Annotated in this window: 21 protein-coding genes; 11 read left to right on the forward strand and 10 right to left on the reverse strand. The window is 64.7% G+C overall.

Annotated elements, in window-relative coordinates:
* Positions 1 to 131 precede the first annotated feature (131 nt).
* A complete protein-coding gene (locus XH79_RS12950; RefSeq protein WP_271581917.1) occupies positions 132 to 764 on the forward strand; it encodes a LysE family translocator in 633 nt (210 codons plus the stop codon).
* Positions 765 to 1,113: 349 nt separating this feature from the next.
* A complete protein-coding gene (locus XH79_RS12955) occupies positions 1,114 to 1,884 on the forward strand; it encodes a Crp/Fnr family transcriptional regulator (RefSeq protein ID WP_271581918.1) in 771 nt (256 codons plus the stop codon).
* 63 nt (positions 1,885 to 1,947) lie between these two features.
* On the opposite strand, the gene XH79_RS12960 is transcribed toward XH79_RS12955, so the two are convergent.
* Positions 1,948 to 2,220 carry a hypothetical protein gene (locus XH79_RS12960; RefSeq protein ID WP_212346369.1) on the reverse strand — a complete coding sequence of 91 codons (273 nt, stop codon included), beginning with the start codon at positions 2,218 to 2,220 and terminating at the stop codon, positions 1,948 to 1,950.
* Positions 2,221 to 2,274: 54 nt separating this feature from the next.
* Positions 2,275 to 3,156 carry an HpcH/HpaI aldolase/citrate lyase family protein gene (locus tag XH79_RS12965; protein WP_271581919.1) on the reverse strand — a complete coding sequence of 294 codons (882 nt, stop codon included), beginning with the start codon at positions 3,154 to 3,156 and terminating at the stop codon, positions 2,275 to 2,277.
* A gap of 111 nt (positions 3,157 to 3,267) precedes the next feature.
* On the opposite strand from XH79_RS12965, the gene XH79_RS12970 reads away from it, so the two are divergent.
* On the forward strand, positions 3,268 to 3,900 hold the full coding sequence (locus tag XH79_RS12970; protein WP_271581920.1) for a carbonic anhydrase: 633 nt from the start codon (positions 3,268 to 3,270) through the stop codon (positions 3,898 to 3,900).
* 117 nt (positions 3,901 to 4,017) lie between these two features.
* Here the strand turns inward: XH79_RS12970 and XH79_RS12975 are convergent, their stop codons facing one another.
* Positions 4,018 to 5,052: an aspartate-semialdehyde dehydrogenase gene (locus XH79_RS12975; protein WP_212346362.1), complete on the reverse strand. Its 1,035-nt coding sequence runs from the start codon at positions 5,050 to 5,052 to the stop codon at positions 4,018 to 4,020.
* 116 nt (positions 5,053 to 5,168) lie between these two features.
* Here XH79_RS12975 and XH79_RS12980 point away from each other — a divergent pair, with 116 nt between their 5' ends.
* Positions 5,169 to 5,963, forward strand: coding sequence for a hypothetical protein (locus tag XH79_RS12980; RefSeq protein ID WP_271581921.1), 795 nt, complete (start codon positions 5,169 to 5,171; stop codon positions 5,961 to 5,963).
* A 169-nt stretch (positions 5,964 to 6,132) separates the two neighbouring features.
* Complete coding sequence (locus XH79_RS12985; RefSeq protein ID WP_212346358.1) at positions 6,133 to 6,516, forward strand: hypothetical protein; 384 nt, start codon at positions 6,133 to 6,135, stop codon at positions 6,514 to 6,516.
* 187 nt (positions 6,517 to 6,703) lie between these two features.
* Here the strand turns inward: XH79_RS12985 and XH79_RS12990 are convergent, their stop codons facing one another.
* Complete coding sequence (locus XH79_RS12990; RefSeq protein WP_271581922.1) at positions 6,704 to 7,339, reverse strand: DapH/DapD/GlmU-related protein; 636 nt, start codon at positions 7,337 to 7,339, stop codon at positions 6,704 to 6,706.
* Positions 7,340 to 7,496: 157 nt separating this feature from the next.
* Entirely contained in the window at positions 7,497 to 8,609 is a 1,113-nt protein-coding gene (gene leuB / locus XH79_RS12995) for a 3-isopropylmalate dehydrogenase (protein WP_271581923.1), read from the reverse strand.
* A gap of 132 nt (positions 8,610 to 8,741) precedes the next feature.
* On the opposite strand from leuB, the gene XH79_RS13000 reads away from it, so the two are divergent.
* Positions 8,742 to 9,944 (forward strand): YbfB/YjiJ family MFS transporter, encoded by a 1,203-nt coding sequence (locus XH79_RS13000; protein ID WP_271581924.1) that lies wholly within the window; start codon positions 8,742 to 8,744, stop codon positions 9,942 to 9,944.
* 101 nt (positions 9,945 to 10,045) lie between these two features.
* Here the strand turns inward: XH79_RS13000 and XH79_RS13005 are convergent, their stop codons facing one another.
* From XH79_RS13005 to XH79_RS13020, 4 genes are all read right to left on the reverse strand, one after another.
* Positions 10,046 to 10,828, reverse strand: coding sequence for a molybdopterin-binding protein (locus XH79_RS13005; protein WP_271581925.1), 783 nt, complete (start codon positions 10,826 to 10,828; stop codon positions 10,046 to 10,048).
* Positions 10,829 to 10,842: 14 nt separating this feature from the next.
* Positions 10,843 to 11,472, reverse strand: a complete 630-nt coding sequence (locus tag XH79_RS13010; RefSeq protein WP_271581926.1) for a cytochrome b/b6 domain-containing protein — start codon at positions 11,470 to 11,472, stop codon at positions 10,843 to 10,845.
* Between the two features lie 183 nt (positions 11,473 to 11,655).
* Positions 11,656 to 12,210 carry a fasciclin domain-containing protein gene (locus tag XH79_RS13015; RefSeq protein ID WP_271581927.1) on the reverse strand — a complete coding sequence of 185 codons (555 nt, stop codon included), beginning with the start codon at positions 12,208 to 12,210 and terminating at the stop codon, positions 11,656 to 11,658.
* Positions 12,211 to 12,557: 347 nt separating this feature from the next.
* Entirely contained in the window at positions 12,558 to 13,319 is a 762-nt protein-coding gene (locus tag XH79_RS13020; protein WP_271581928.1) for an SDR family oxidoreductase, read from the reverse strand.
* A 95-nt stretch (positions 13,320 to 13,414) separates the two neighbouring features.
* Here XH79_RS13020 and XH79_RS13025 point away from each other — a divergent pair, with 95 nt between their 5' ends.
* Entirely contained in the window at positions 13,415 to 14,944 is a 1,530-nt protein-coding gene (locus tag XH79_RS13025) for a malonate--CoA ligase (protein ID WP_271581929.1), read from the forward strand.
* 170 nt (positions 14,945 to 15,114) lie between these two features.
* On the opposite strand, the gene XH79_RS13030 is transcribed toward XH79_RS13025, so the two are convergent.
* Positions 15,115 to 15,966 carry a sulfite exporter TauE/SafE family protein gene (locus XH79_RS13030; RefSeq protein ID WP_271581930.1) on the reverse strand — a complete coding sequence of 284 codons (852 nt, stop codon included), beginning with the start codon at positions 15,964 to 15,966 and terminating at the stop codon, positions 15,115 to 15,117.
* A gap of 170 nt (positions 15,967 to 16,136) precedes the next feature.
* Between XH79_RS13030 and XH79_RS13035 the strand changes: the two genes are divergently transcribed.
* From XH79_RS13035 to sdhA, 4 genes are all read left to right on the forward strand, one after another.
* Positions 16,137 to 17,042, forward strand: coding sequence for a LysR family transcriptional regulator (locus tag XH79_RS13035; RefSeq protein WP_271581931.1), 906 nt, complete (start codon positions 16,137 to 16,139; stop codon positions 17,040 to 17,042).
* Between the two features lie 403 nt (positions 17,043 to 17,445).
* On the forward strand, positions 17,446 to 17,844 hold the full coding sequence (sdhC, locus tag XH79_RS13040; RefSeq protein WP_212346332.1) for a succinate dehydrogenase, cytochrome b556 subunit: 399 nt from the start codon (positions 17,446 to 17,448) through the stop codon (positions 17,842 to 17,844).
* Positions 17,841 to 18,245: a succinate dehydrogenase, hydrophobic membrane anchor protein gene (gene sdhD, locus XH79_RS13045; protein WP_271581932.1), complete on the forward strand. Its 405-nt coding sequence runs from the start codon at positions 17,841 to 17,843 to the stop codon at positions 18,243 to 18,245. Before sdhC ends, sdhD begins: the two co-directional genes overlap by 4 nt.
* Positions 18,246 to 18,248: 3 nt before the next feature.
* On the forward strand, positions 18,249 to 20,084 hold the full coding sequence (gene sdhA, locus XH79_RS13050) for a succinate dehydrogenase flavoprotein subunit (RefSeq protein ID WP_212346328.1): 1,836 nt from the start codon (positions 18,249 to 18,251) through the stop codon (positions 20,082 to 20,084).
* The last annotated feature ends 9 nt before the right edge of the window (positions 20,085 to 20,093 follow it).

Consider the following 20,093-nt stretch of genomic DNA (forward strand, 5'->3'; position numbering starts at 1 on the left):
CGCGGTGCGGACACCCGCTACTGGACTGCTGAGAGCGGCGCTATAATAGGCTTCCTACGGGTCTGACACGAGACAGTCTGCACTCTTGCCTGTACGCTTCATCATCGCTCGATTCGCATGGTGAACCGAACATGCTTGATGTGCATGCGCTTCTATTGTTTTCGTTAGCGTGCTTGGCTCTGACCGCGACCCCGGGGCCGGATATGCTGCTGATCGCGAGTCGTAGCATCGCGCAGGGGCGCTCCGCGGGATTTGCAACACTCGCGGGAATACAGGCCGGCACCTATTGCCACGCATTGGCTGCGGCCTTTGGCCTCTCCGAGTTATTCTTGCTGGTCCCGGTCGCCTACGACGCTGTCCGCTATGCAGGCGCCGCATATTTGTTGTTCCTGGCGTGGCACGCGCTTCGTTCGAATCAACTGCTCGCTCTACCACCTGGCGAAAGCCGAAGCCGCTCCACGCTGGTCGTATTTCGACAGGGACTCCTCACGAACTTGCTCAATCCGAAGATGGCCCTGTTCGTGCTCGCCCTTTTTCCCCAATTCGTCCGAACTGACGCCGGATCAGTCGCGCTGCAAGTGATGACGCTGGCCACGGTGCTCAACGCAATCGGTCTCATCGTGAACGGGCTCGTCATCGTCCTCGCAAGCCGTGTCGGCGCGAGGTTCTTTGGGAACGGCAACCTTGGTCGCTGGCCTCAATATTTGCTGGCAACCGTGTTCGGCAGCCTCGCGCTGAAGCTGGCTTTCGACGGGAAACGGTAGGGCCCCCTCACCCCTTTCCCATCGCAGCGATCGCATCCGCGATCTCGCCAGCGCTACCCTCACCGGGAAAGACCTCGACCATCTGCCGGACCGCCGATAGCGGCGCACAGCAGAGCTCCCACCTTGTGGGCACTTCGCCGCGTGGCGACGGGCGCCAATAGTATGATGTATGCAACATCCTGTTCGCGCGGCGAGGAGGCCGGAAAGCTCTCCGCAATAGTCCGTGCTTGATCTCGACTATTGGCTCTGTTTGGATGATTGCATTCGGCAATTCATACTTTGGACAATTATGGCAAATGGAATCGACGGATACAGTCGTTCATTGGGGGCTCGTCCACAAACGAATATCGTGACCGCCCAACGCAAGGAGATCGGGAACCGGCTCTTGGCGGCGTTGCCGCCGGCGGACCTCGGTTTGCTCACGCCCCACTTCCAGAAGGTCTCGTTCGAACCCGATGCCGTCCTGGTGCGATCGGGCGATGAGCTCGACCCGGTCTATTTTCCCCATAGCGGCGCAATCGCCTTCATGCTCGATATGCCGGACGGGCAAACGGTCGCGACCACCTTGATGGGACGGGAGGGCGCTTTGGCCTCGTTCTCCGTGCTCGGCCCGTCGCCTTCATCGGTGACCGCGATTGCCCGCGTAGCCGGCACTGCATCGGTGATCTCCGCCGCCAAATTTCGCGCTGCCCATGCGCAAAGCGCAGCCATCAGGAATGTCGTGCAGGTCCACGCCCGCGCCGTGCTGTTGCAGCTCCAGCACGTCGCCGCTTGCAACGCGCTGCACCGGGTGGATGGCCGCATGGCGCGGTGGCTCCTGCAGCTTCACGACCGCGTTCCCGAGGACCTGCTTCCGGTGACGCAGGAGGCGCTGGCGCAATTGGTCGGGGTGCGGCGGACGACAGTGACCCTGACGATGAGCAAGCTGCGCGAGGCCGGCGCCATCCCGTCCGAGCGGCGCGGGTTTGTCGAGATCCATCGGGGGCGGCTCGAGAGGATCGCATGCGATTGCTATGCGCTCATGCAGCGCAAGATCGATCGGATGTATTGCCAGGAGTTGGCCGCGCCGCCGCCTGCCAATACGCCGTTCCGGGAAAGGGCCATGGTCGCCTCCGACTGAGCGCGCGACTTCCTCCAGGCGCGAGATTGCGCTAGGTGCTCGATAGCCGATGCGCCCCGGAAATCATGCGTCATTCACGGCGTAGCGGATCAGTCGTTCACAAGCCGCTTCGCTAACATCCGCTCCTGGTGCGCCGATGTCATCAAGGAAGTCGCGCGCGATGAAGCCCTCAAGAAAATAATCATACCGCGTGCCGGCTCGGAAGACCGGATCGGCGGTGTCAGGGGATTCACTCGAAACAAGGACTTCGGCGCTACAGCTCCACGGCTGGACCATGTAGATCGTTTCCGTCTCCGACCAGTTCTGTCGAGACAAGAGCAATTCTTGCAGAGTCACCTCATTCCCCCCTCGGCATCAGAAGAGCCGATACGGCACTCTTAGGTGTACGCTCTAGCCCTTCCCCATCGCTGCGATTGCATCCGCGATCTCGATCGTGCGCCTGGCCATGTCGGCGTGCAGGCGCTCCACCATCGCACCATCCAGACGGATCGCGCCGCGCGCGGCGTTCTCCGGCAATTCGAACGCCGCGATGATCTTTCGGGCGCGTGCGACTTCCTCCTCCGGCGGGGTGAAGATCGCGTTGCAGGCGTCGATCTGCGAGGGATGGATTAGCGTCTTGCCGTCGAAGCCGAGGTCGCGGCCCTGCGCGCATTCGGTGGCGAAGCCGTCGGAATTGGCGATGTCGCTATAGGGGCCGTCGAGAATCTCCAGGCCATGGGCGCGCGTCGCAAGGATGCAATGGGTGATCATCGGGATCATCGCGGCGCGGCCGGGCAGCATCCGGATGCGCGTCTCGCGCGAGATGTCGTTCGGGCCGAACACGAAACCGGAGAGCCGCGTTTTGGGATTGCGGCCGGCGGCGGCCAGCTCCTCGGCATGCAGCACGGCGCGCGCGGTCTCGATCATGGCCCAGACCTTGACGGTGGGCGCGGCACCGAGCTCGGCGAGACGGCGGCCGATGGCGTCGAGATCTTCGATGCTTGAAACTTTTGGAACCAGGATGCCGTCGGGCGAAGCCTTGGCCGCCATCGCGACGTCATCGGCCCACCAGGGCGTGTCGAGGCCGTTGGTGCGGATCAGGACCTCGCGCTTGCCGAACCCCTTGGCCGCGATCGCGGCGGCGATCCCGTCGCGGGCCACCGCCTTGGCCTCGGGGGCGACGGAGTCTTCGAGATCGAGGATCAGGCCGTCGGCGGCCAGATTCCGCGCCTTTTCCAGCGCGCGGGGGTTGGAGCCGGGCATGAACAGATGGCTGCGGCGCGGGCGGGTCATGCGATCGTTCCTTCCAGTTTCCTCGTCTCTCTTATGACCTGAGCCGATAGCACTTGGCATGCCTATTCGAAAGGCTTGTTCGTTCCCGGGCTCTATGGTTAGGCATAGGTCATGATGGCATTCCCGAAGCATTTGCTGGAAGGCTACAAGGCCTTCGCCACCCAGCGGCTGCCGACCGAGCAGACCCGCTATCGCGAGCTGTCGGTGAAGGGGCAGTCGCCGGAAGTGATGGTGATCGGCTGCTGCGACAGCCGCGTCTCGCCCGAGGTGATCTTCGACGTCGGCCCGGGCGAATTGTTCGTCGTGCGCAACATCGCCAACCTGGTGCCGGTGTACCAGCCCGACGGCAACGCCCATGGCGTGTCGGCGGCGCTGGAATATGCGGTGACGGTGCTGAAGGTGAAGCACATCGTGGTGCTCGGTCACGCGCAATGCGGCGGCATCCGCGCCTTCGTCGACAAGATCGAGCCGCTGACGCCCGGCGACTTCATCGGCAAATGGATGCAGATGTTCATCAAGCCCGGCGAGGTGGTCGAGCAGCGCGACCACGAGAGCATGGCGCAATTCGTCGAGCGCATCGAGAAGGCCGCGGTGTTCCGCAGCCTGGAGAACCTGATGACCTTCCCGTTCGTGCGCAAGGCCGTGGATGCCGGCCAGATGCAGACCCACGGCGCCTATTTCGGCGTCGCGGAGGGATCGCTGTTCGTGCTGGACAAGGTCGCGAAGGAATTTCGCGCGGCGTAGGCTGCCGCTCTCGTAGGGTGGGCAAAGCGAAGCGTGCCCACGACCTATCGCAATCGGAAAGAATGGTGGGCACGGCGCTACGCGCCTTTGCCCACCCTACGAGACCTATGACGACCCTTACGCCGCCTTCTTCTTCGCGGTGATCAGCTTGCGGTTGATCAGCACTTCCGCGATCTGGATGGCGTTGAGGGCTGCGCCCTTGCGCAGATTGTCGGACACGCACCACAGCACGAGACCGTTCTCCACCGTCGCGTCCTCGCGGATGCGGCTGATATAGGTGGCGTCCTCGCCGGCCGCCTCATAAGGCGTCGCGTAGCCGCCGGGCTCCTGCTTGTCGATGACGAGACAACCCGGCGCCTTGCGCAGGATCTCGCGGGCTTCGTCCGCGGTGATCGGATTCTCGAACTCGATGTTGACGGCCTCGGAGTGGCCGACGAACACGGGCACGCGCACGCAGGTCGCGGAGAGCTTGATCTTGGGATCAAGGATCTTCTTGGTCTCCGCCATCATCTTCCACTCTTCCTTGGTGTAGCCGTCCTCCATGAAGACGTCGATGTGGGGGATGACGTTGAAGGCGATGCGCTTCGGAAACTTCTTCGCGACCAGCTCGTCATTGGTGTAGACGGCCTTGGTCTGCGAGAACAGTTCGTCCATCGCGTCCTTGCCGGCGCCCGAGACCGATTGATAGGTCGAGACCACGACGCGCTTGATCGTCGCCTTGTCGTGCAGCGGCTTGAGCGCGACGACGAGCTGCGCGGTCGAGCAGTTCGGGTTGGCGATGATGTTCTTCTTCTTGAAGCCTTCGGTCGCGGCCGCGTTCACTTCCGGCACGATCAGCGGCACGTCCGGATCCATGCGCCAGGCCGAGGAATTGTCGATCACGACCGCGCCGGCGGCGCCGATCTGCGGCGACCATTCCTTCGACACCGAGCCGCCCGCCGACATCAGGCAGATGTCGACGTCCGAGAAATCGTAATGCTCGAGCGCTTTGACCTTCAGGGTGCGGTCGCCATAGGAGACCTCGACGCCGACGCTGCGGCGCGACGCCAGGGCCACGACCTCGTCCGCTGGGAATTTGCGCTCATCGAGAATGTTGAGCATTTCCCGTCCGACATTGCCGGTCGCGCCGACGACTGCGACTTTGTAACCCATCGTTCACTCTCCGATGAAAAAGCCCGTTCCTGAAGCTGACGCTTAAACAGGAAGAGCAGCGCTTCTATGCGAGAACCGGCCTCAAGACAACGTTGGACCATGCCCGAAGGCCGTGGATGCAGTCGCCAGAGGCCAGGACGGCCGTTAGCCCTACCCAGATCCATCTGACGCTCGCAGCCTTCGCCGACGAGGTGGTCGGCACGGTGGCACGCCTGTTCGCCTATGTGGGGGCGCTGCTCCTGTTTGCCATCCTGGGCCTCGCCGCCCTCGGCCAGCTGCCTGCCTTGCGCGATGATGAGCCCGCCTCCAGGCCCGGCTGGAGCATCGCCGACCGCTCGCATCCGGCCTTCGCCCTCAGCCGGCTCGATTCATCCGAGAAAACAGCATCTTACGCCATCCTCCGGCATCCCGAAGGGGGCCGCAAGGACGTGATGCGCTGGGCGAGCGAGGCGGAAAAGCCGCTGGCCCAGCTTGAGATCTACCGCAAGGGCGGCGAATTCGACGTGGCCCGCCCGGCGGCGGCCGACCTCGCCGTCCAGATGGGTTTGGCTGCGGACACCCCGCTCGAACAGGCCGGCCTGATCGACACCAAATTCGGTCCCGTCGCCCTGTTCCGGCCGACCGGCACGGCGAAGGCGGCCTGCCTCGGCTACCTCAAGCGCAGCGAGGAGCCGGCGCTGCAGATCTCCGGCTTCTCCTGCCAGGGCGATACGCTGCCGGCGCAGCGCGCGGCGATCGCCTGCACGCTGAACCGGCTGACGCTGCTGACCTCCGGCAACGAGCCGAAGCTGGCGGAATTGTTCGCCCGTGCCGAGCTGAGGCGCCGGGGTTGCGATACCCAAGGGTCGTCTCAGGGCTCGCCGGACTGGCTGCTCGGCGCCGCCAACGCGCAATTGCGCGGGGCGCTTTGACCTGCGTCAAGGATCTGCATCAAGCTCAAGTGGCTGGTTTGCATGCAACTTTTGCCGGCGGGCACGATTATTCCGCGCTGGTGTGACCCAATAGACCTAGTTGCAGCCACCCCGGCCGGGCTAGTATGGGGCGAAATCGACTGGCGGCGTGCCGCCTGAAGGGGACGTGATGAGCTCGAAATTCTCTGCCGCGAACAAACTGGCGACCTGGCTTGCGGCGGGCGCCGTGGTTGCGATCGCCTTCGCGGCGCCGGCTGCGGCCGACACCAAGACCAAGCGCTATGACGAGCGCGGCCGGCCCTATTACGGCCCGAGCGGTCCCAACGCGGTCTATCAGCAGGGCCGCACCCGTATCTATGTGAGCAAGCGCTCCTGGCTCGACGGCGGCACCGAGGTCAATCCGGGCGACCGCAAGTTCATGGATTACGCCTTCCCGCCGGAGATCGGCTATCCGACCTTCGCACGCGAGAACAACAACCGGCCGATCGATCGCCAGCCGCTGAGCACGCCGGCCGACGTCGGCGGCTATCCGCGGAATTTCCCGCTGTACTGAGCGGACTGATTTCCGAATCAAAATGGCCGGGCTCACGCCCGGCCATTTTTTTGTGCGAGATCTTGTAGGGTGGGCAAAGGCGCCCTTGCGCCGTGCCCACGATCTCTCTCGATCACGAAAAATGCGTGGGCACGCTTGCGCTTTGCCCACCCTACGATTCCTGTTGCTTGGGTGAGATGCGTGCGCATCACGCGTTCGCAGCCGGATCGTACCGCCTGCAAAATTCCTCGATTGCCTCGGAGCGGAAATCGCCGAGCCGTTCAAAGATGAGCGCATCCGGCCAATCCCACCAGGCAATCCGGCGCAGGCTTGCCGCGACGGCATCAGGAAAGCGCTTGCGGATGGGGCGCGCGGGAACGCCGCCGACAATCGTGTAGGGCTCGACATCGCGGCTGACGACTGCGCCCGCAGCGATCACCGCGCCGTCACCGACGCTGACGCCCGGCAGCAGGATGGCGGCGTGGCCGATCCAGACGTCATTGCCGACGATGACGCGGTCGCCGCGGCGGTCCGCGAAGAAGTCGCGGTCACGCGTTGCCGACGCCTCGTAATATTCAGGGCAATAGGTGAAGCGATGCTGGGACGGACGGCCCATCGGATGATTGGGCGCACCGATCCGCACCGAATTGGCGATCGCCGTGAACTTGCCGATCACCGCGTCGGCGACGTCGCAATTCTCGCCGAGATAGGAGTAGTCGCCGAGCGAGGCATATTCGATGCGGGTGTTGGCGAGAACTTCACAGCGCCGCCCGATCTGCGCCTCGCGCCGGCGCACCGTTTCATGGATGATGGTTTCCGCGATCTTGGGGCGGGGTGCGTCCATGAGGTGGCTCCGAGTGCAGGTGCCGTAGGGTGGGTTAGCCGAAGGCGTAACCCACCGCTGTCTATCGCTGCGGAAGCAGAAGAGGTGGGTTACGCCAAGCGGTCTGCGCTTCGCGCAGTCCGCAAGGCTAACCCACCCTACGATTGCGGCGCAGGCCTTACGCGTGCAGCTTCTGCAATTCCTTCAGGATCGCTTCGCCCATCTGCGTGGTGGAAGCGGCCGTCGTGCCTTCCGACTTGATGTCGGCGGTGCGCAGGCCGCTGGCGAGCACGGCGGCGATGGCGGCGTCGACCTTGTCGGCGAGATCGCCCATGTCGAAGGAGTAGCGCAGCGCCATGCCGAAGGACGAGATCATCGCGATCGGATTGGCGAGGCCCTTGCCGGCGATATCAGGGGCCGAGCCGTGCACGGGCTCGTACAGCGCCCTGCGCTTCTTGGTCTTGACGTCGACCTCGCCGAGCGAGGCCGAGGGCAGCATGCCGAGCGAACCGGTGAGCATCGCCGCGATGTCGGAGAGCATGTCGCCGAACAGATTGTCGGTGACGATGACGTCGAACTGCTTCGGCCACTTCACCAGCATCATGCCGCCGGAATCGGCGAGCTGGTGCTCGAGCGTGACGTCGGGGTATTCGCGCTTGTGGACCTGGGTCATGACCTCGTTCCAGAGCACGCCCGACTTCATGACGTTGCGCTTCTCCATCGACGTCACCTTGTTCTTGCGCTTCCTGGCAAGCTCGAAGGCGACGCGGCCGATGCGCTCGATCTCATAGGTGTCGTAGACCTGGGTATCGATGGCGCGCTTCTGGCCGTTGCCGAGATCGGTGATGGTCTTGGGCTCGCCGAAATAGACGCCGCCGGTGAGCTCGCGCACGATGACGATGTCGAGGCCCTCGACCGCCTCGCGCTTCAGGCTCGAGGCGTCCGCCAGCGCCGGGTAGCACACCGCGGGGCGGAGGTTGGCGAACAAAGCGAGATCCTTGCGCAGGCGCAGCAGGCCGGCTTCGGGGCGCACCTCGTAGGGCACGCTGTCCCACTTCGGACCGCCGACCGCGCCGAAGATGATGGCGTCGGCCGCGAGCGCCTTGGCCATGTCGCCCTCGGAGATCGACACCTTGTGGGCGTCATAGGCGGAGCCGCCGACCAGCCCCTGCTCGGTCTCGAATTTGGCGATCCCCTGCGCATTCAGCCAGTCGATCAGCCGCTTCACCTCGCCCATCACCTCTGGGCCGATACCGTCGCCGGGGAGCAGCAGCAATTTGTGGGTCGCCATGGTCGTTTCCTCTGAGATCGAATTCGGCCGGAGTGCTAGAGCGGCGTTGCGCGCTTGGCAAGACACCATTGCCGCGCCGCGGCTGTGCAAGGCCGGCAGGGCCTGCCACAGTGCGCCCTGCCGGAGTATCCCTTGCACGCCCCTGAGCGCCCTCCACTCGACGCGCACCCTGCGCGGCTGATCCTGACCCTGTCGCTGGCGGCGACGGTCGGGCTCGGCATCGGCCGCTTCGCCTATGCGCTGGTGCTGCCCGATATGCGGGAGGACCTCGGCTGGTCCTACTCGGCGGCCGGTTTCATGAACACCATCAACGCCGTCGGCTACCTCGCGGGCGCTCTTGTGGCCTCCCGGCTGATCCGGCGCGTCGGCTGGTCGGCGGCGATCCGCGGCGGAACCCTGGCTTGCGTCGCCGCGCTCGCAACTTGCGCGCTGACCGGCAATTTCGTCGCGCTGAGCCTTGCCCGGCTCGTGCTGGGCCTGGGGGCGGCGGCCGGCTTCGTCGCCGGCGGCGCGCTGGCCGCGGCGATCGCGCAGTCGCGCCCCGAACGGGCCAATTTCCTGCTCAGCCTGTTCTATGCCGGCCCCGGCATCGGCATTCTCGCCTCCGGGCTGATCGCCCCGTTCACGCTGCAATATTTCGGACCGGGCTCGTGGTGGCTGGTGTGGTGGGCGCTGACGCTGCTGTCCGTCGCCATGACGATCCCGCTATTCCTGATCCGCATAGAGAGCGGCGCGCGTTTCTCGGAAGGCAGCCACGCCGCTTTCGCGATTTTGCCTGTGCTGATCTATCTGGCCGGCTACTTCCTGTTCGGTGCGGGCTACATCGCCTACATGACCTTCATGATCGCCTATGTGCGCGATGGCGGCGGTGGCGCCGCGGCGCAGGCGGCGTTCTGGAGCCTGATCGGCCTGTCCGCCTTCGTCACGCCCTGGGCCTGGCGCGGCGTGCTGGCGCTCGACCGCGGCGGGCTCGCCACCGCGATCATCCTCGGCACCAACGCGCTCGGTGCCGCTTTGCCGATGTTCGGACATTCGCCGGCCTGGCTCGCGGTGTCGGCCATCGTGTTCGGCGTCGCCTTCTTCGCCGTGGTCGGCTCGACCACCGCCTTCGTCCGCTTCAACTATCCGCCCGAGGTGTGGCCGACCGCGATCGCGGCGATGACGATCTCGTTCGGCGTCGGCCAGACGCTCGGCCCGATCGTGGTCGGCGCGATCACGGATGCGCTGGGGAGCTTGAGTTACGCGCTGAATGTCTCGGCGGCGCTGCTGGCGCTGGGTGCTGCGCTATCGCTGCTGCAGCGAAAGGTGGGGCCAGCCAAGCAACCGGTGCCGTAGGGTGGGCAAAGGCGCGCAGCGCCGTGCCCACGATTCTCTTCATGATGGACGGAATGGTGGGCACGCTTCGCTTTGCCCACCCTACGGCAGCGGAGCTAGGATCAGCTCCCACTAAACGAATTATACCCCTGGTCTTCCCAGTAGCCGCCCTTGTAGTCGTTGGTGACTTCCACCGAGACCACGTATTTCGGGTTCTTGAAGCCGAGCTTCGTGGGCACGCGGATCTTCATGGGGAAACCGTAGGCGCGCGGCAAAATCTCGTTCGCGTATTTGAACGTCATCTGCGTCTGCGGATGCAGCGCGCTGCGCATGTCGAGCGGCGAATTGTAGCCGTCCTTGTCGGCGCACTGGAACCAGACATATTTCGCGCGCGTGTCGGCGCCGATCAGTTTCAGGAAATCGCGCAGGGGCGTGCCGGTCCAGCTGCCGATCGCGCTCCAGCCCTCGACGCAGATGTGACGGGTGATCTGCGTCACCTGCGGCAAATGATAGAGCTCCTCCAGCGTCCAGGACTTCTTGTTGTCGACGAGGCCGCGCACTTCGAGCTTCCAGTCGGCGCCATCGACATCGGGCGCGTCGTCGAGATCGTAATAGGCATTGAACGGGAACGGCTTCGTGATCGCGCTCTCGGGGAAGGTCGGCGCCAGTGCGTCCGGATTGAAGATGAAGGACTGCACGGCGTCGTTGAACTTCGAGACGCTCTTCAGCATCTCCTCAGCCGAGGAGGAGTCGACCACGTCGCAGCCGGTGAGCAGCGTCAGCGCCCCTAAGCTGGCGCCGCCCGCGATGAAGCGGCGGCGGGTGACGTCAGGCATCGTCTTGATGGAATCCTTGATCAGCAACCGCTTGTCGACGCCGGGGATGAGGAAAGAGCGCTTGGCCATCACAATTCTCCTACTCAGCGGCCAATGATCATCGCGCGCAGGCTCTTCGGCACCAGCAGCGCGAGCAGGACGTGAATGACGAGGAAGGCGCAGATCGCGGCCATGCAGAAGAAGTGCACGTAGCGAGCGGTCGGATAGTCGCCGAACAGCATCACGAGATAATAGAGCTGGACCGGCTTCCACATGCCGAGGCCGGACAGCACGATCAGCACGCCGACCACGATGATGCCGGCATAGAGCAGGCGCTGCACGTAATTGTAGACGGTGAGATCGTCATGGCCGAGCTTGAAGGTCAGGGCAGCCCTGACGTCGTGCAGCACGCCTGACGGCGTGATCGGCAGCAGTTTTTTCCGGAAGCGGCCGGTGGCGAAGCCGGTGACGAGATAGGCGAGGCCGTTGATCATCAAGAGCCACATCGCCGCAAAATGCCAGAGCAGGCCGCCGCCGAGCCAGCCACCCAACGTGTACTCGCGCGGGAAGCTGAAACCGAACAGCGGCGAGGCGTTGTAGATTTGCCAGCCCGACAGGATCATCAGGATCATGGCGAGGGCGTTGATCCAATGCATGACGCGGACCCAGGCCGGCTGGATCACTTTGGTCGGGGTGGCCCTGACCTGCTCGTCGGTGACTGTGAGGCTCGCCATGGTGGTTCCGTCCTGAACGTCGTGTGACACCGAATATACGCCGATGCGTCCGCTTTCGTTACGCCCCGTTGGCCATCGAATCGATGCCCGCGGGCTATGCTGGTCACAAAAAGGCGAGCCGGGCACCCCCGGCTCGCCGTCTCAAAGCATCCGGTTTGGGGGATGAAACCGGGCTGCGCGGTGTTACGTCGCCGGCATCAGCACGGTGTCGACCACATGGATGACGCCGTTCGACTGGTTGACGTTGGTGATCGTCACCATCGAGGTGCCCCCCTTGGCGTCGACGATCCAGACCTTGCCGTCCATCTTCTTGACCGTCAGCTCCTCGCCCTCGGCGGTCTTCAGCTTCTTGCCGTCGGTGAGGTCGGAAGCCTCGAGCTTGCCGGGCACGACATGGTAGGTGAGGATCTTGGTCAGCGTCGCCTTGTTCTCGGGCTTGACCAGGCTGTCGACGGTGCCGGCCGGCAGCTTGCCGAAGGCGGCGTTGGTCGGCGCGAACACCGTGAACGGGCCCTTGCTTTCCAAGGTCGGCACGAGGCCGGCCGCCTTCACCGCCGCGACCAGCGTGGTGTGGTCCTTGGAGTTGACCGCGTTCTGGACGATGTTCTTCGACGGGAACATCGCGGCGCCGCCGACCATGACGGTCTTCTCCTCGGCACGCACCGGCGCGACCACGGTCGCGGTGATGGCGAGGGCGCTGAAGGCGGCGGCAGCGAGATAGGCAATGCGCTTCGACATGGAGAATCTCCCGATTGAATTGAGCCGGCAATGGCCGGTGTTAGAGTTGAGCAACAACGGTGTTTGCGACCTCTTGGCGTGAAGCAGCAGCGCCGTCGTTGGCCGAACTACGGGAGGGTTTGCGAAGTGGTTTCGGGGAAAAATTCTTTGTGATGCGTGAAACTATTGGGCGGCGCATCCGTGTGGCGGCGCGCGTTCAGCGCTCGGTGCCGTAGGGTGGGCAAAGCGCAGCGTGCCCACCAAACGCAAATGCGGAGAAGATGGTGGGCACGGCGCTTCGCGCCTTTGCCCACCCTACAGCAGTGCGCCCGTTGCGGCGGTGTGCCCGTTAAGGCAGTGTGCCCGCTTCAATCCCTGCTCAGCGGCGTCTGGATGAAACCGCGATTATGCGTCGGGCTGATCAGCAGCTCGTTGATGCAGACGCGCGGCGGCATGCTGGCGATGAAGGCGATGGTGCGGCCGAGATCCTCGGGCTGCAGCATCCGGGCCTGCTCCTCTTCGCTCGGCACCACCGGACGCAGCTTCAGGATCGGGGTCGCCACCTCGCCCGGCATCAGGCAGCAGGCGCGCAGGCCGTTGACGCATTCGTCCATGTTGAAGGAATGGGTCAGCGCCAGCACCGCGTGCTTGGTGGTGGTGTAGGCAGGGCCCGGCATCTTCGAGACGTGGCGGCCGGCCCAGGACGAGACGTTGATGATCGAGCCGTCCTGCTGCTTGCGCATCGTCGGCAGCACCGCGCGCATGCAATAGAGCACGCCGTTGAGATTGACCTGGACCAGCTTGTCCCAGCCCTCCTGTTCCATGTCCTGCCAGCTGCGTTTGGGAACATTGATGCCGGCATTGTTGACCAGGAGATCGATGCGGCCGTGCTTCGCGACGATTTGATCGGCCGCCTTCCGGGCCTCCGCGGCGGCGGACACGTCGAGCGCGATGGCCTCGGCCGCCCCGCCCGCGGCCGTGATCTTGGCAACCACGGCATCCAGGGCGTCCCTGCGCCGGCCGGACACCACCACCGTCCAGCCGTCAGCGGCGAGCCCCTCGGCACCGGCCTCCCCGATCCCGCTGCCGCCGCCCGTCACCCAGGCCACGCGTTTCCCGTTTTTTGACATGCAAACTGTCTCCGTTGCTTCATTGGGGCGGTTTTTGCTAATCCAGCCCTCGGTTTTGACCGGCCTTGTCAGTCTTGCGGTCGAGGAAATCTTGCATGAACCACGCAGCCAACGCCAACCTGTTTTCCCGCCTGTTCGACGGCCTGGATGATCCCAAACGCCTCGCGATCGAGACGCAGGACGGCGCCCATATCAGCTATGGCGATCTGATCGCGCGCGCAGGCCAGATGGCGAACGTGCTGGTCGCGCGCGGCGTGAAGCCGGGTGACCGCGTCGCGGTGCAGGTCGAGAAATCCGTCGCCAACATCGTGCTCTATCTGGCGACCGTGAGGGCCGGCGCGGTCTACCTGCCGCTCAACACCGCCTATACGCTGAACGAGCTCGACTACTTCATCGGCGATGCCGAACCCTCGCTGGTGGTCTGCGATCCCTCCAAGGCGGAAGGTCTCGCGCCGGTCGCCGCCAAGGTGAAGGCCAAGGTCGAGACGCTCGGCGCTGACGGCAAGGGCTCGCTGACGGACGCCGCCGACAAGGCGAGCAGCGAGTTTACAACGGTGCCGCGCGCGGACGATGATCTCGCCGCGATCCTCTACACCTCGGGCACCACCGGCCGCTCCAAGGGCGCGATGCTCACCCACGACAATCTGGCGTCGAACTCGCTCTCGCTGGTCGGCTACTGGCGCTTCACCGACAAGGACGTGCTGATCCACGCACTGCCGATCTACCACACCCACGGCCTGTTCGTTGCGACCAACGTAACGCTGTTCTCGCGCGCGTCGATGATCTTCCTGCCGAAGCTCGATCCGGACCTGATCATCAAGCTGATGGCGCGCGCCACGGTGCTGATGGGCGTGCCGACCTTCTACACCCGCCTGCTGCAGAACGCGGCGCTGTCGCATGAAACCACCAAGCACATGCGGCTGTTCATCTCGGGCTCGGCGCCGCTGCTCGCCGACACCCATCGCGAATGGTCGGCGCGCACCGGCCACGCCGTGCTCGAGCGCTACGGCATGACCGAGACCAACATGAACACGTCGAATCCTTACGACGGCGAGCGCGTGCCCGGCGCGGTCGGCTTCCCCCTCCCCGGCGTCTCCGTGCGCGTCACCGAGCCCGAGACCGGCAAGGAATTGCCGCGCGAAGAGATCGGCATGATCGAGGTGAAGGGCCCGAACGTGTTCAAGGGCTATTGGCGGATGCCGGAGAAGACCAAGTCCGAATTCCGCCCCGACGGCTTCTTCATCACCGGCGACCTCGGCAAGATCGACGACAAGGGCTACGTCCACATCCTCGGCCGCGGCAAGGATCTCGTGATCTCCGGCGGCTTCAACGTCTACCCCAAGGAGATCGAGAGCGAGATCGACGCCATGCCGGGCGTGATCGAATCCGCCGTGATCGGCGTGCCGCATGCCGATTTCGGCGAAGGCGTCACGGCGGTGCTGGTGTGCAACAAGGGCGCTGACGTCAGCGAAGCCTCGGTGCTGAAGGCACTCGACGGTCGGCTGGCAAAGTTCAAGATGCCCAAGCGGGTGTTCGTCGTCGACGAGCTGCCGCGCAATACGATGGGCAAGGTGCAGAAGAACGTGCTGCGGGATACGTACAAGGATATTTACGCGAAGAAGTGAGACGCGCTCGTCGTCCTTGCGGATGAAGCCGTAGGGTGGGTTAGCTTCGGGCTGCGCGAAGCGCAGTCCCTTGGCGTAGCCCACCTCTTTGCATTCCGCGACGGCAGAAGTGGTGGGTTACGCTAGCGGACTGCGCTTCGCGCAGCCGCCAGCTAACCCACCCTACGAAGTCAGCCCACCAGGCTCATCACAAACCTGCTGCCGACGATAAACAGATAGCACCCGAATGCGGCCTCCAGCGTCCGCTTCGACATCGCATGCGCGGCTTTCACACCGAGCGGCGCGGTGACGAGACTCATCGGCATCACCAGCACGGCGCCGATCAGCGAGACGTAGCCGAGCGCGAAGGGGATTTGCAGCGCGGCGACGCCGGGATAGGTCGCCGCCGCAGGCCATCCCGCATAGATGTAGCCGAGCGCGCCGGGAATCGAGATCAGCACCGCGAGCGCCGACGAGGTCGCGACCGCCTGATGGATCGGGCGGCTATAGAAGGTCATCAGCAGGTTCGAGAACAGGCCGCCGCCGATGCCCATCAGCGTGGACAAAATGCCGACGCAGAAGCCGTAGGCGCGCATCAAGGGTCCTTTCGGCAGATCGTCGCCGAACTTCCAGCCTTCGCGCGCGAAGATGAGACGCGCGGCCGCCGACCAGGCGACGCAGACGAACACGATCTTGAACAGCCGCTCCGGCGCGAAGCGCGCGACGACGCTGCCGGCGACGACGCCGATCACGATCGGCGGCCACCAGACGCGCAGGATCGACATATCCACCGCCCCGCGCTTGTAGTGCGCCTGGAACGAGCGGATCGAGGTCGGGATGATCACCGCGAGCGAGGTGCCGATGCAGAGCGGCATGCGCACCTCCAGCGGCACGCCGGCGATGCGGAAGCATTCGTAGAACACCGGCACGAGTATAGCGCCGCCGCCGATGCCGAACACGCCGGCCAGGAATCCCGAGAGCGCGCCGGTTGCGATCAGCAGCAGCGCGAGCTCGACGACGTCGAAGACCTCGAGACCGCTCATCGGCGGCGATCCGCCGGCAGCTCTCGCGGATGCGCGATTGCCGTCAGGCTGACATGGGTGGGCATGGGCAAGTCCCGGACTGCTTGGATCCGGCCAAGGTAGCCCCTTCCGTTTTTCGGAGCTATATCTGACAAACGGCATGCTCCCTTGCGAAATACGGAAGGATGGCAATGGACCAGCTTGCGGCGATGGCGACTTTCGTGCGGGCCGTGGACGCCGGCAGCCTGTCGGCGGCGGCGCGATCATTGCCGAGCTCGCTGACATCGGTGAGCCGGCAGATTTCCGCGCTCGAGCGGCATTTCGGCACGCGCCTTTTGATGCGGACGACGCGGCAGCTCGCGCTCACGGAGGATGGGCGCTTGCTTTACGAGCGCGCCAAATCGATCCTGGGCGAGCTCAAGGAGATCGAAGAGGGGCTGGCCGGCAATCGCCGCGAGCCGTCGGGGCGATTGCGCGTCAGCGCGCCGACATTGATGGGACGCCTGCTGATCGCGCCGCTGCTCGGCGATTTCCTGCGCGCCTACCCATCGCTCTCCGTGGACCTGCTGCTGGTCGATCGCAACGTCGATTTGATCGAGGAGGACGTTCACCTGGCGCTTCGCGTCGGGCGCATGCCCGATTCGCAGCTGGTGATGCGAAAGCTCGCGGAGGTGCAGATGATCCACTGCGCCTCGCCCGATTACCTCGCCCGCCGCGGCGAACCGCATACGCCTGCCGACCTCACGCAGCATGATTGCCTGGTGTTTTCCGACGCGCCGGGCGCTGCAACGTGGCGATTCGGCCGCGAGGCGAACGGCGGAACGCGAGTCCGCATCCCGGGACGGCTCTGGATCAACAGCCTCGATGCGCTCGCGGCCGCCGCCGAGAGCGGCGCAGGCATCGTCCGCGTGCCGTCATGGCAGGTCGAGCGGCAGCTGGCTGAAGGACGCCTGCGGCGCCTGCGGCGCGCGCACGAGCCGGCGCCGGCGCCGCTGCACGCGCTGTATCAGCCGTCGCGACTCGGTTCGACGAAGATTCGCGCCTTCGTCGATTTCCTGGTCGAGCGATGGCGCGGAAGCGATCCGCTCAGCCGGTGATCTCTGTGGCGGGGTGGAATGCAGGGTGCGCATATCCGGACCGGATCAAATCAGATGGTGCGGAGGAGGGTTGGCGCCGGGGAGAACAAGGCTGGTGACGCCTTTGGTCGATCTCTGCCCGGTTTGGACGGCATGGTCCGTTTAGAGGTGTTCCAATAGTAATTTCAACGCGCCTCGGCTCTTTCGGAAAGGGTGAATCAATATTCTTTTCTTCGTTGGCGGACCGAGGCCCTGGTATACCAAGCCCCTGATTGGCCTTGTTTCATCAAGGCTGTAGAGCTGAACCGGGGTTCGATTTATGGCGATTTGGTGATTGCGCAGGCCAAACCGACTCCGTAAATAGAGCCGACCTTTCGCGATCCCCGCGCGCGCCCTCAAGGGCCGCCATACAACATCAAAGCCCATGACCGCACGGATCGAACGACCGCTTTCACCACACATGCAAGTCTACCGCTGGACGCTGACGATGGCGCTGTCCATCATCCATCGCGCCACCGGTATCGCCCTCTACGCCGGAACCCTGCTGCTGGCCTGGTGGCTGATCGCGGCGGCTTCAGGCCCCGCCGCCTATGCCCATGTCCAGGCCTTCACCGGCAGCATCATCGGCCGCCTGATCGTGTTCGGCTACACCTGGGCGCTGATGCACCATATGCTGAGCGGCATCCGGCATTTCGTCTGGGACCTCGGCTACGGCTTCAAGGCCAATGAGCGCGAGGCCCTGACCTGGGGCGCAGCGATCGGCGGCATCGCCCTGACGGTGCTGATCTGGATCATCGCCTACGCGATCGGAGGTGGACGATGAGCACGGCTGATACGCCCAAGCGCAGCATGCGCACCCCGCTCGGCCGCGTCCGCAATCTGGGCGCCGCGCATTCCGGCACGTCCGACTTCTGGCGCCAGCGCCTCACCGCGGTGGCGATGACGCTGCTGATGATCCCGGTGCTGGTGATCATCATGATGACGCTCGGCCGCAACCAGGCCGGCGCCAAGCAGATCCTCGGCTCGCTGCCGATCGCCGTCATCATGATGCTCTTCATCGTCGCCAGCGCCTGGCACATGAAGATCGGCATGCAGGTCGTGATCGAGGACTACGTCCACAACGAGAAGCTGAAGCTCGTATCGATCATGCTCAACAACTTCTTCTCGATCGCGGTCGCGCTCGCCTCGATCTACGCGATTCTCCAACTGTCATCCGGAGTGTAACCCATGGCCAACGAGACGAATGGCAAGGGCAACGGCGCTCCCGCCACCAACGGCAAGGCCTATCCGATCGAAGACCACACCTATGACGTCGTCGTGGTCGGCGCCGGCGGCGCGGGCCTGCGCGCCGTGGTCGGCTGCAGCGAGGCCGGTCTTCGCACCGCCTGCATCACCAAAGTGTTTCCGACCCGCTCGCACACGGTCGCGGCGCAGGGCGGCATCTCGGCTTCGCTCGGCAACATGCACAAGGACGACTGGCGCTGGCACATGTACGACACCGTGAAGGGGTCGGACTGGCTCGGCGACCAGGACGCGATCGAATACATGGTGCGCAACGCGCCCGACGCGGTCTACGAGCTCGAGCATTGGGGCGTGCCGTTCTCGCGCACCGAGGACGGCAAGATCTACCAGCGTCCGTTCGGCGGCATGACCACCGAATTCGGCAAGAGCCAGGCGCAGCGCACCTGCGCCGCCGCCGACCGCACCGGCCACGCCATGCTGCACACGATGTACGGCCAGTCGCTGCGCCACGCGGCCGAGTTCTTCATCGAGTTCTTCGCCATCGACCTGATCATGGACGACCAGGGCACCTGCCGCGGCGTCATCGCGCTCAAGCTCGACGACGGCACGCTGCACCGCTTCCGCGCCCAGACCGTGATTCTCGCCACCGGCGGCTACGGCCGCGCCTACGCCTCCTGCACCTCGGCGCACACCTGCACCGGCGACGGCGGCGGCATGGTGCTGCGCGCCGGCCTGCCGATGCAGGACATGGAGTTCGTGCAATTCCACCCGACCGGCATCTACGGCTCGGGCTGTCTCGTCACCGAAGGCGCGCGCGGCGAAGGCGGCTATCTCGTCAACTCCGAGGGCGAGCGCTTCATGGAGCGCTACGCGCCGTCAGCGAAGGACCTGGCCTCGCGCGACGTCGTCTCGCGCGCGATGACCATCGAGATCCGCGAGGGCCGCGGCGTCGGCAAGAAGAAGGATCACATCTTCCTTCATCTCGACCATCTCGATCCCGCGGTGCTCGCCGAGCGCCTGCCGGGCATCTCCGAATCGGCCAAGATCTTCGCCAATGTCGACGTGACGCGCGAGCCGATCCCGATCGTGCCGACCGTGCACTACAACATGGGCGGCATCCCCACCAACTATCATGGCGAAGTGCTGACCAAGAAGGACGGCGACGACAACGCCATCATCCCCGGCCTGATGGCGATCGGCGAAGCCGCCTGCGTCTCCGTGCACGGCGCCAACCGTCTCGGCTCCAACTCGCTGATCGACCTCGTCGTGTTCGGCCGCGCCGCGGCGCTCCGTCTCGCCGAGAAGCTGACGCCCAACGCCAAGCAGCCGGAGCTGCCGGCGAACTCGTCGGACCTCGCGCTCGGCCGTCTCGACCATTATCGCTACGCCTCCGGCGGCACGCCGACCGCGAAGCTGCGCGAAGGCATGCAGCACGTGATGCAGAACAACTGCGCGGTGTTCCGTACCGGCGAAGTCTTGAGCGAAGGCCAGAACCTGATCCAGAAGGTCCACAGCGGCATCACCGACATCGCCGTGTCCGACCGCTCGCTGGTGTGGAATTCGGACCTCGTCGAGACGCTGGAGTTCGACAATCTGATCTCGCAGGCCGTGGTGACGATGAACTCGGCCGCCAACCGCACCGAGAGCCGCGGCGCTCACGCCCGCGAGGACTTCTCCGACCGCGACGACAAGAACTGGATGAAGCACACGCTGGCCTGGCTCGACGATGCCGGCAAGGTCAAGATCGAGTACCGCCCGGTTCACAACTACACCATGACCAACGACGTGCAGTACATCCCGCCGAAGGCGCGCGTGTACTGATCGAACAGC

The sequence above is a fragment of the Bradyrhizobium sp. CCBAU 45389 genome (genome assembly GCF_028128625.1).
Taxonomy (GTDB): domain Bacteria; phylum Pseudomonadota; class Alphaproteobacteria; order Rhizobiales; family Xanthobacteraceae; genus Bradyrhizobium; species Bradyrhizobium liaoningense_B.

What these genes read in the sequence shown, in the direction of transcription:
- leuB (WP_271581923.1), bottom strand. Translation starts at nt 8,609, where the DNA reads ATGGCGACCCACAAATTGCTGCTGCTCCCCGGCGACGGTATCGGCCCA.
- XH79_RS12985 (WP_212346358.1), top strand. Translation starts at nt 6,133, where the DNA reads ATGAGCTCGAAATTCTCTGCCGCGAACAAACTGGCGACCTGGCTTGCG.
- XH79_RS13020 (WP_271581928.1), bottom strand. Translation starts at nt 13,319, where the DNA reads ATGTCAAAAAACGGGAAACGCGTGGCCTGGGTGACGGGCGGCGGCAGC.
- XH79_RS12980 (WP_271581921.1), top strand. Translation starts at nt 5,169, where the DNA reads ATGCAGTCGCCAGAGGCCAGGACGGCCGTTAGCCCTACCCAGATCCAT.
- sdhA (WP_212346328.1), top strand. Translation starts at nt 18,249, where the DNA reads ATGGCCAACGAGACGAATGGCAAGGGCAACGGCGCTCCCGCCACCAAC.
- sdhC (WP_212346332.1), top strand. Translation starts at nt 17,446, where the DNA reads ATGACCGCACGGATCGAACGACCGCTTTCACCACACATGCAAGTCTAC.
- XH79_RS13035 (WP_271581931.1), top strand. Translation starts at nt 16,137, where the DNA reads ATGGACCAGCTTGCGGCGATGGCGACTTTCGTGCGGGCCGTGGACGCC.
- XH79_RS12975 (WP_212346362.1), bottom strand. Translation starts at nt 5,052, where the DNA reads ATGGGTTACAAAGTCGCAGTCGTCGGCGCGACCGGCAATGTCGGACGG.
- XH79_RS12950 (WP_271581917.1), top strand. Translation starts at nt 132, where the DNA reads ATGCTTGATGTGCATGCGCTTCTATTGTTTTCGTTAGCGTGCTTGGCT.
- XH79_RS12990 (WP_271581922.1), bottom strand. Translation starts at nt 7,339, where the DNA reads ATGGACGCACCCCGCCCCAAGATCGCGGAAACCATCATCCATGAAACG.
- XH79_RS12970 (WP_271581920.1), top strand. Translation starts at nt 3,268, where the DNA reads ATGATGGCATTCCCGAAGCATTTGCTGGAAGGCTACAAGGCCTTCGCC.
- XH79_RS13010 (WP_271581926.1), bottom strand. Translation starts at nt 11,472, where the DNA reads ATGGCGAGCCTCACAGTCACCGACGAGCAGGTCAGGGCCACCCCGACC.
- XH79_RS12965 (WP_271581919.1), bottom strand. Translation starts at nt 3,156, where the DNA reads ATGACCCGCCCGCGCCGCAGCCATCTGTTCATGCCCGGCTCCAACCCC.
- XH79_RS13025 (WP_271581929.1), top strand. Translation starts at nt 13,415, where the DNA reads ATGAACCACGCAGCCAACGCCAACCTGTTTTCCCGCCTGTTCGACGGC.
- sdhD (WP_271581932.1), top strand. Translation starts at nt 17,841, where the DNA reads ATGAGCACGGCTGATACGCCCAAGCGCAGCATGCGCACCCCGCTCGGC.
- XH79_RS13005 (WP_271581925.1), bottom strand. Translation starts at nt 10,828, where the DNA reads ATGGCCAAGCGCTCTTTCCTCATCCCCGGCGTCGACAAGCGGTTGCTG.
- XH79_RS13015 (WP_271581927.1), bottom strand. Translation starts at nt 12,210, where the DNA reads ATGTCGAAGCGCATTGCCTATCTCGCTGCCGCCGCCTTCAGCGCCCTC.
- XH79_RS13030 (WP_271581930.1), bottom strand. Translation starts at nt 15,966, where the DNA reads ATGAGCGGTCTCGAGGTCTTCGACGTCGTCGAGCTCGCGCTGCTGCTG.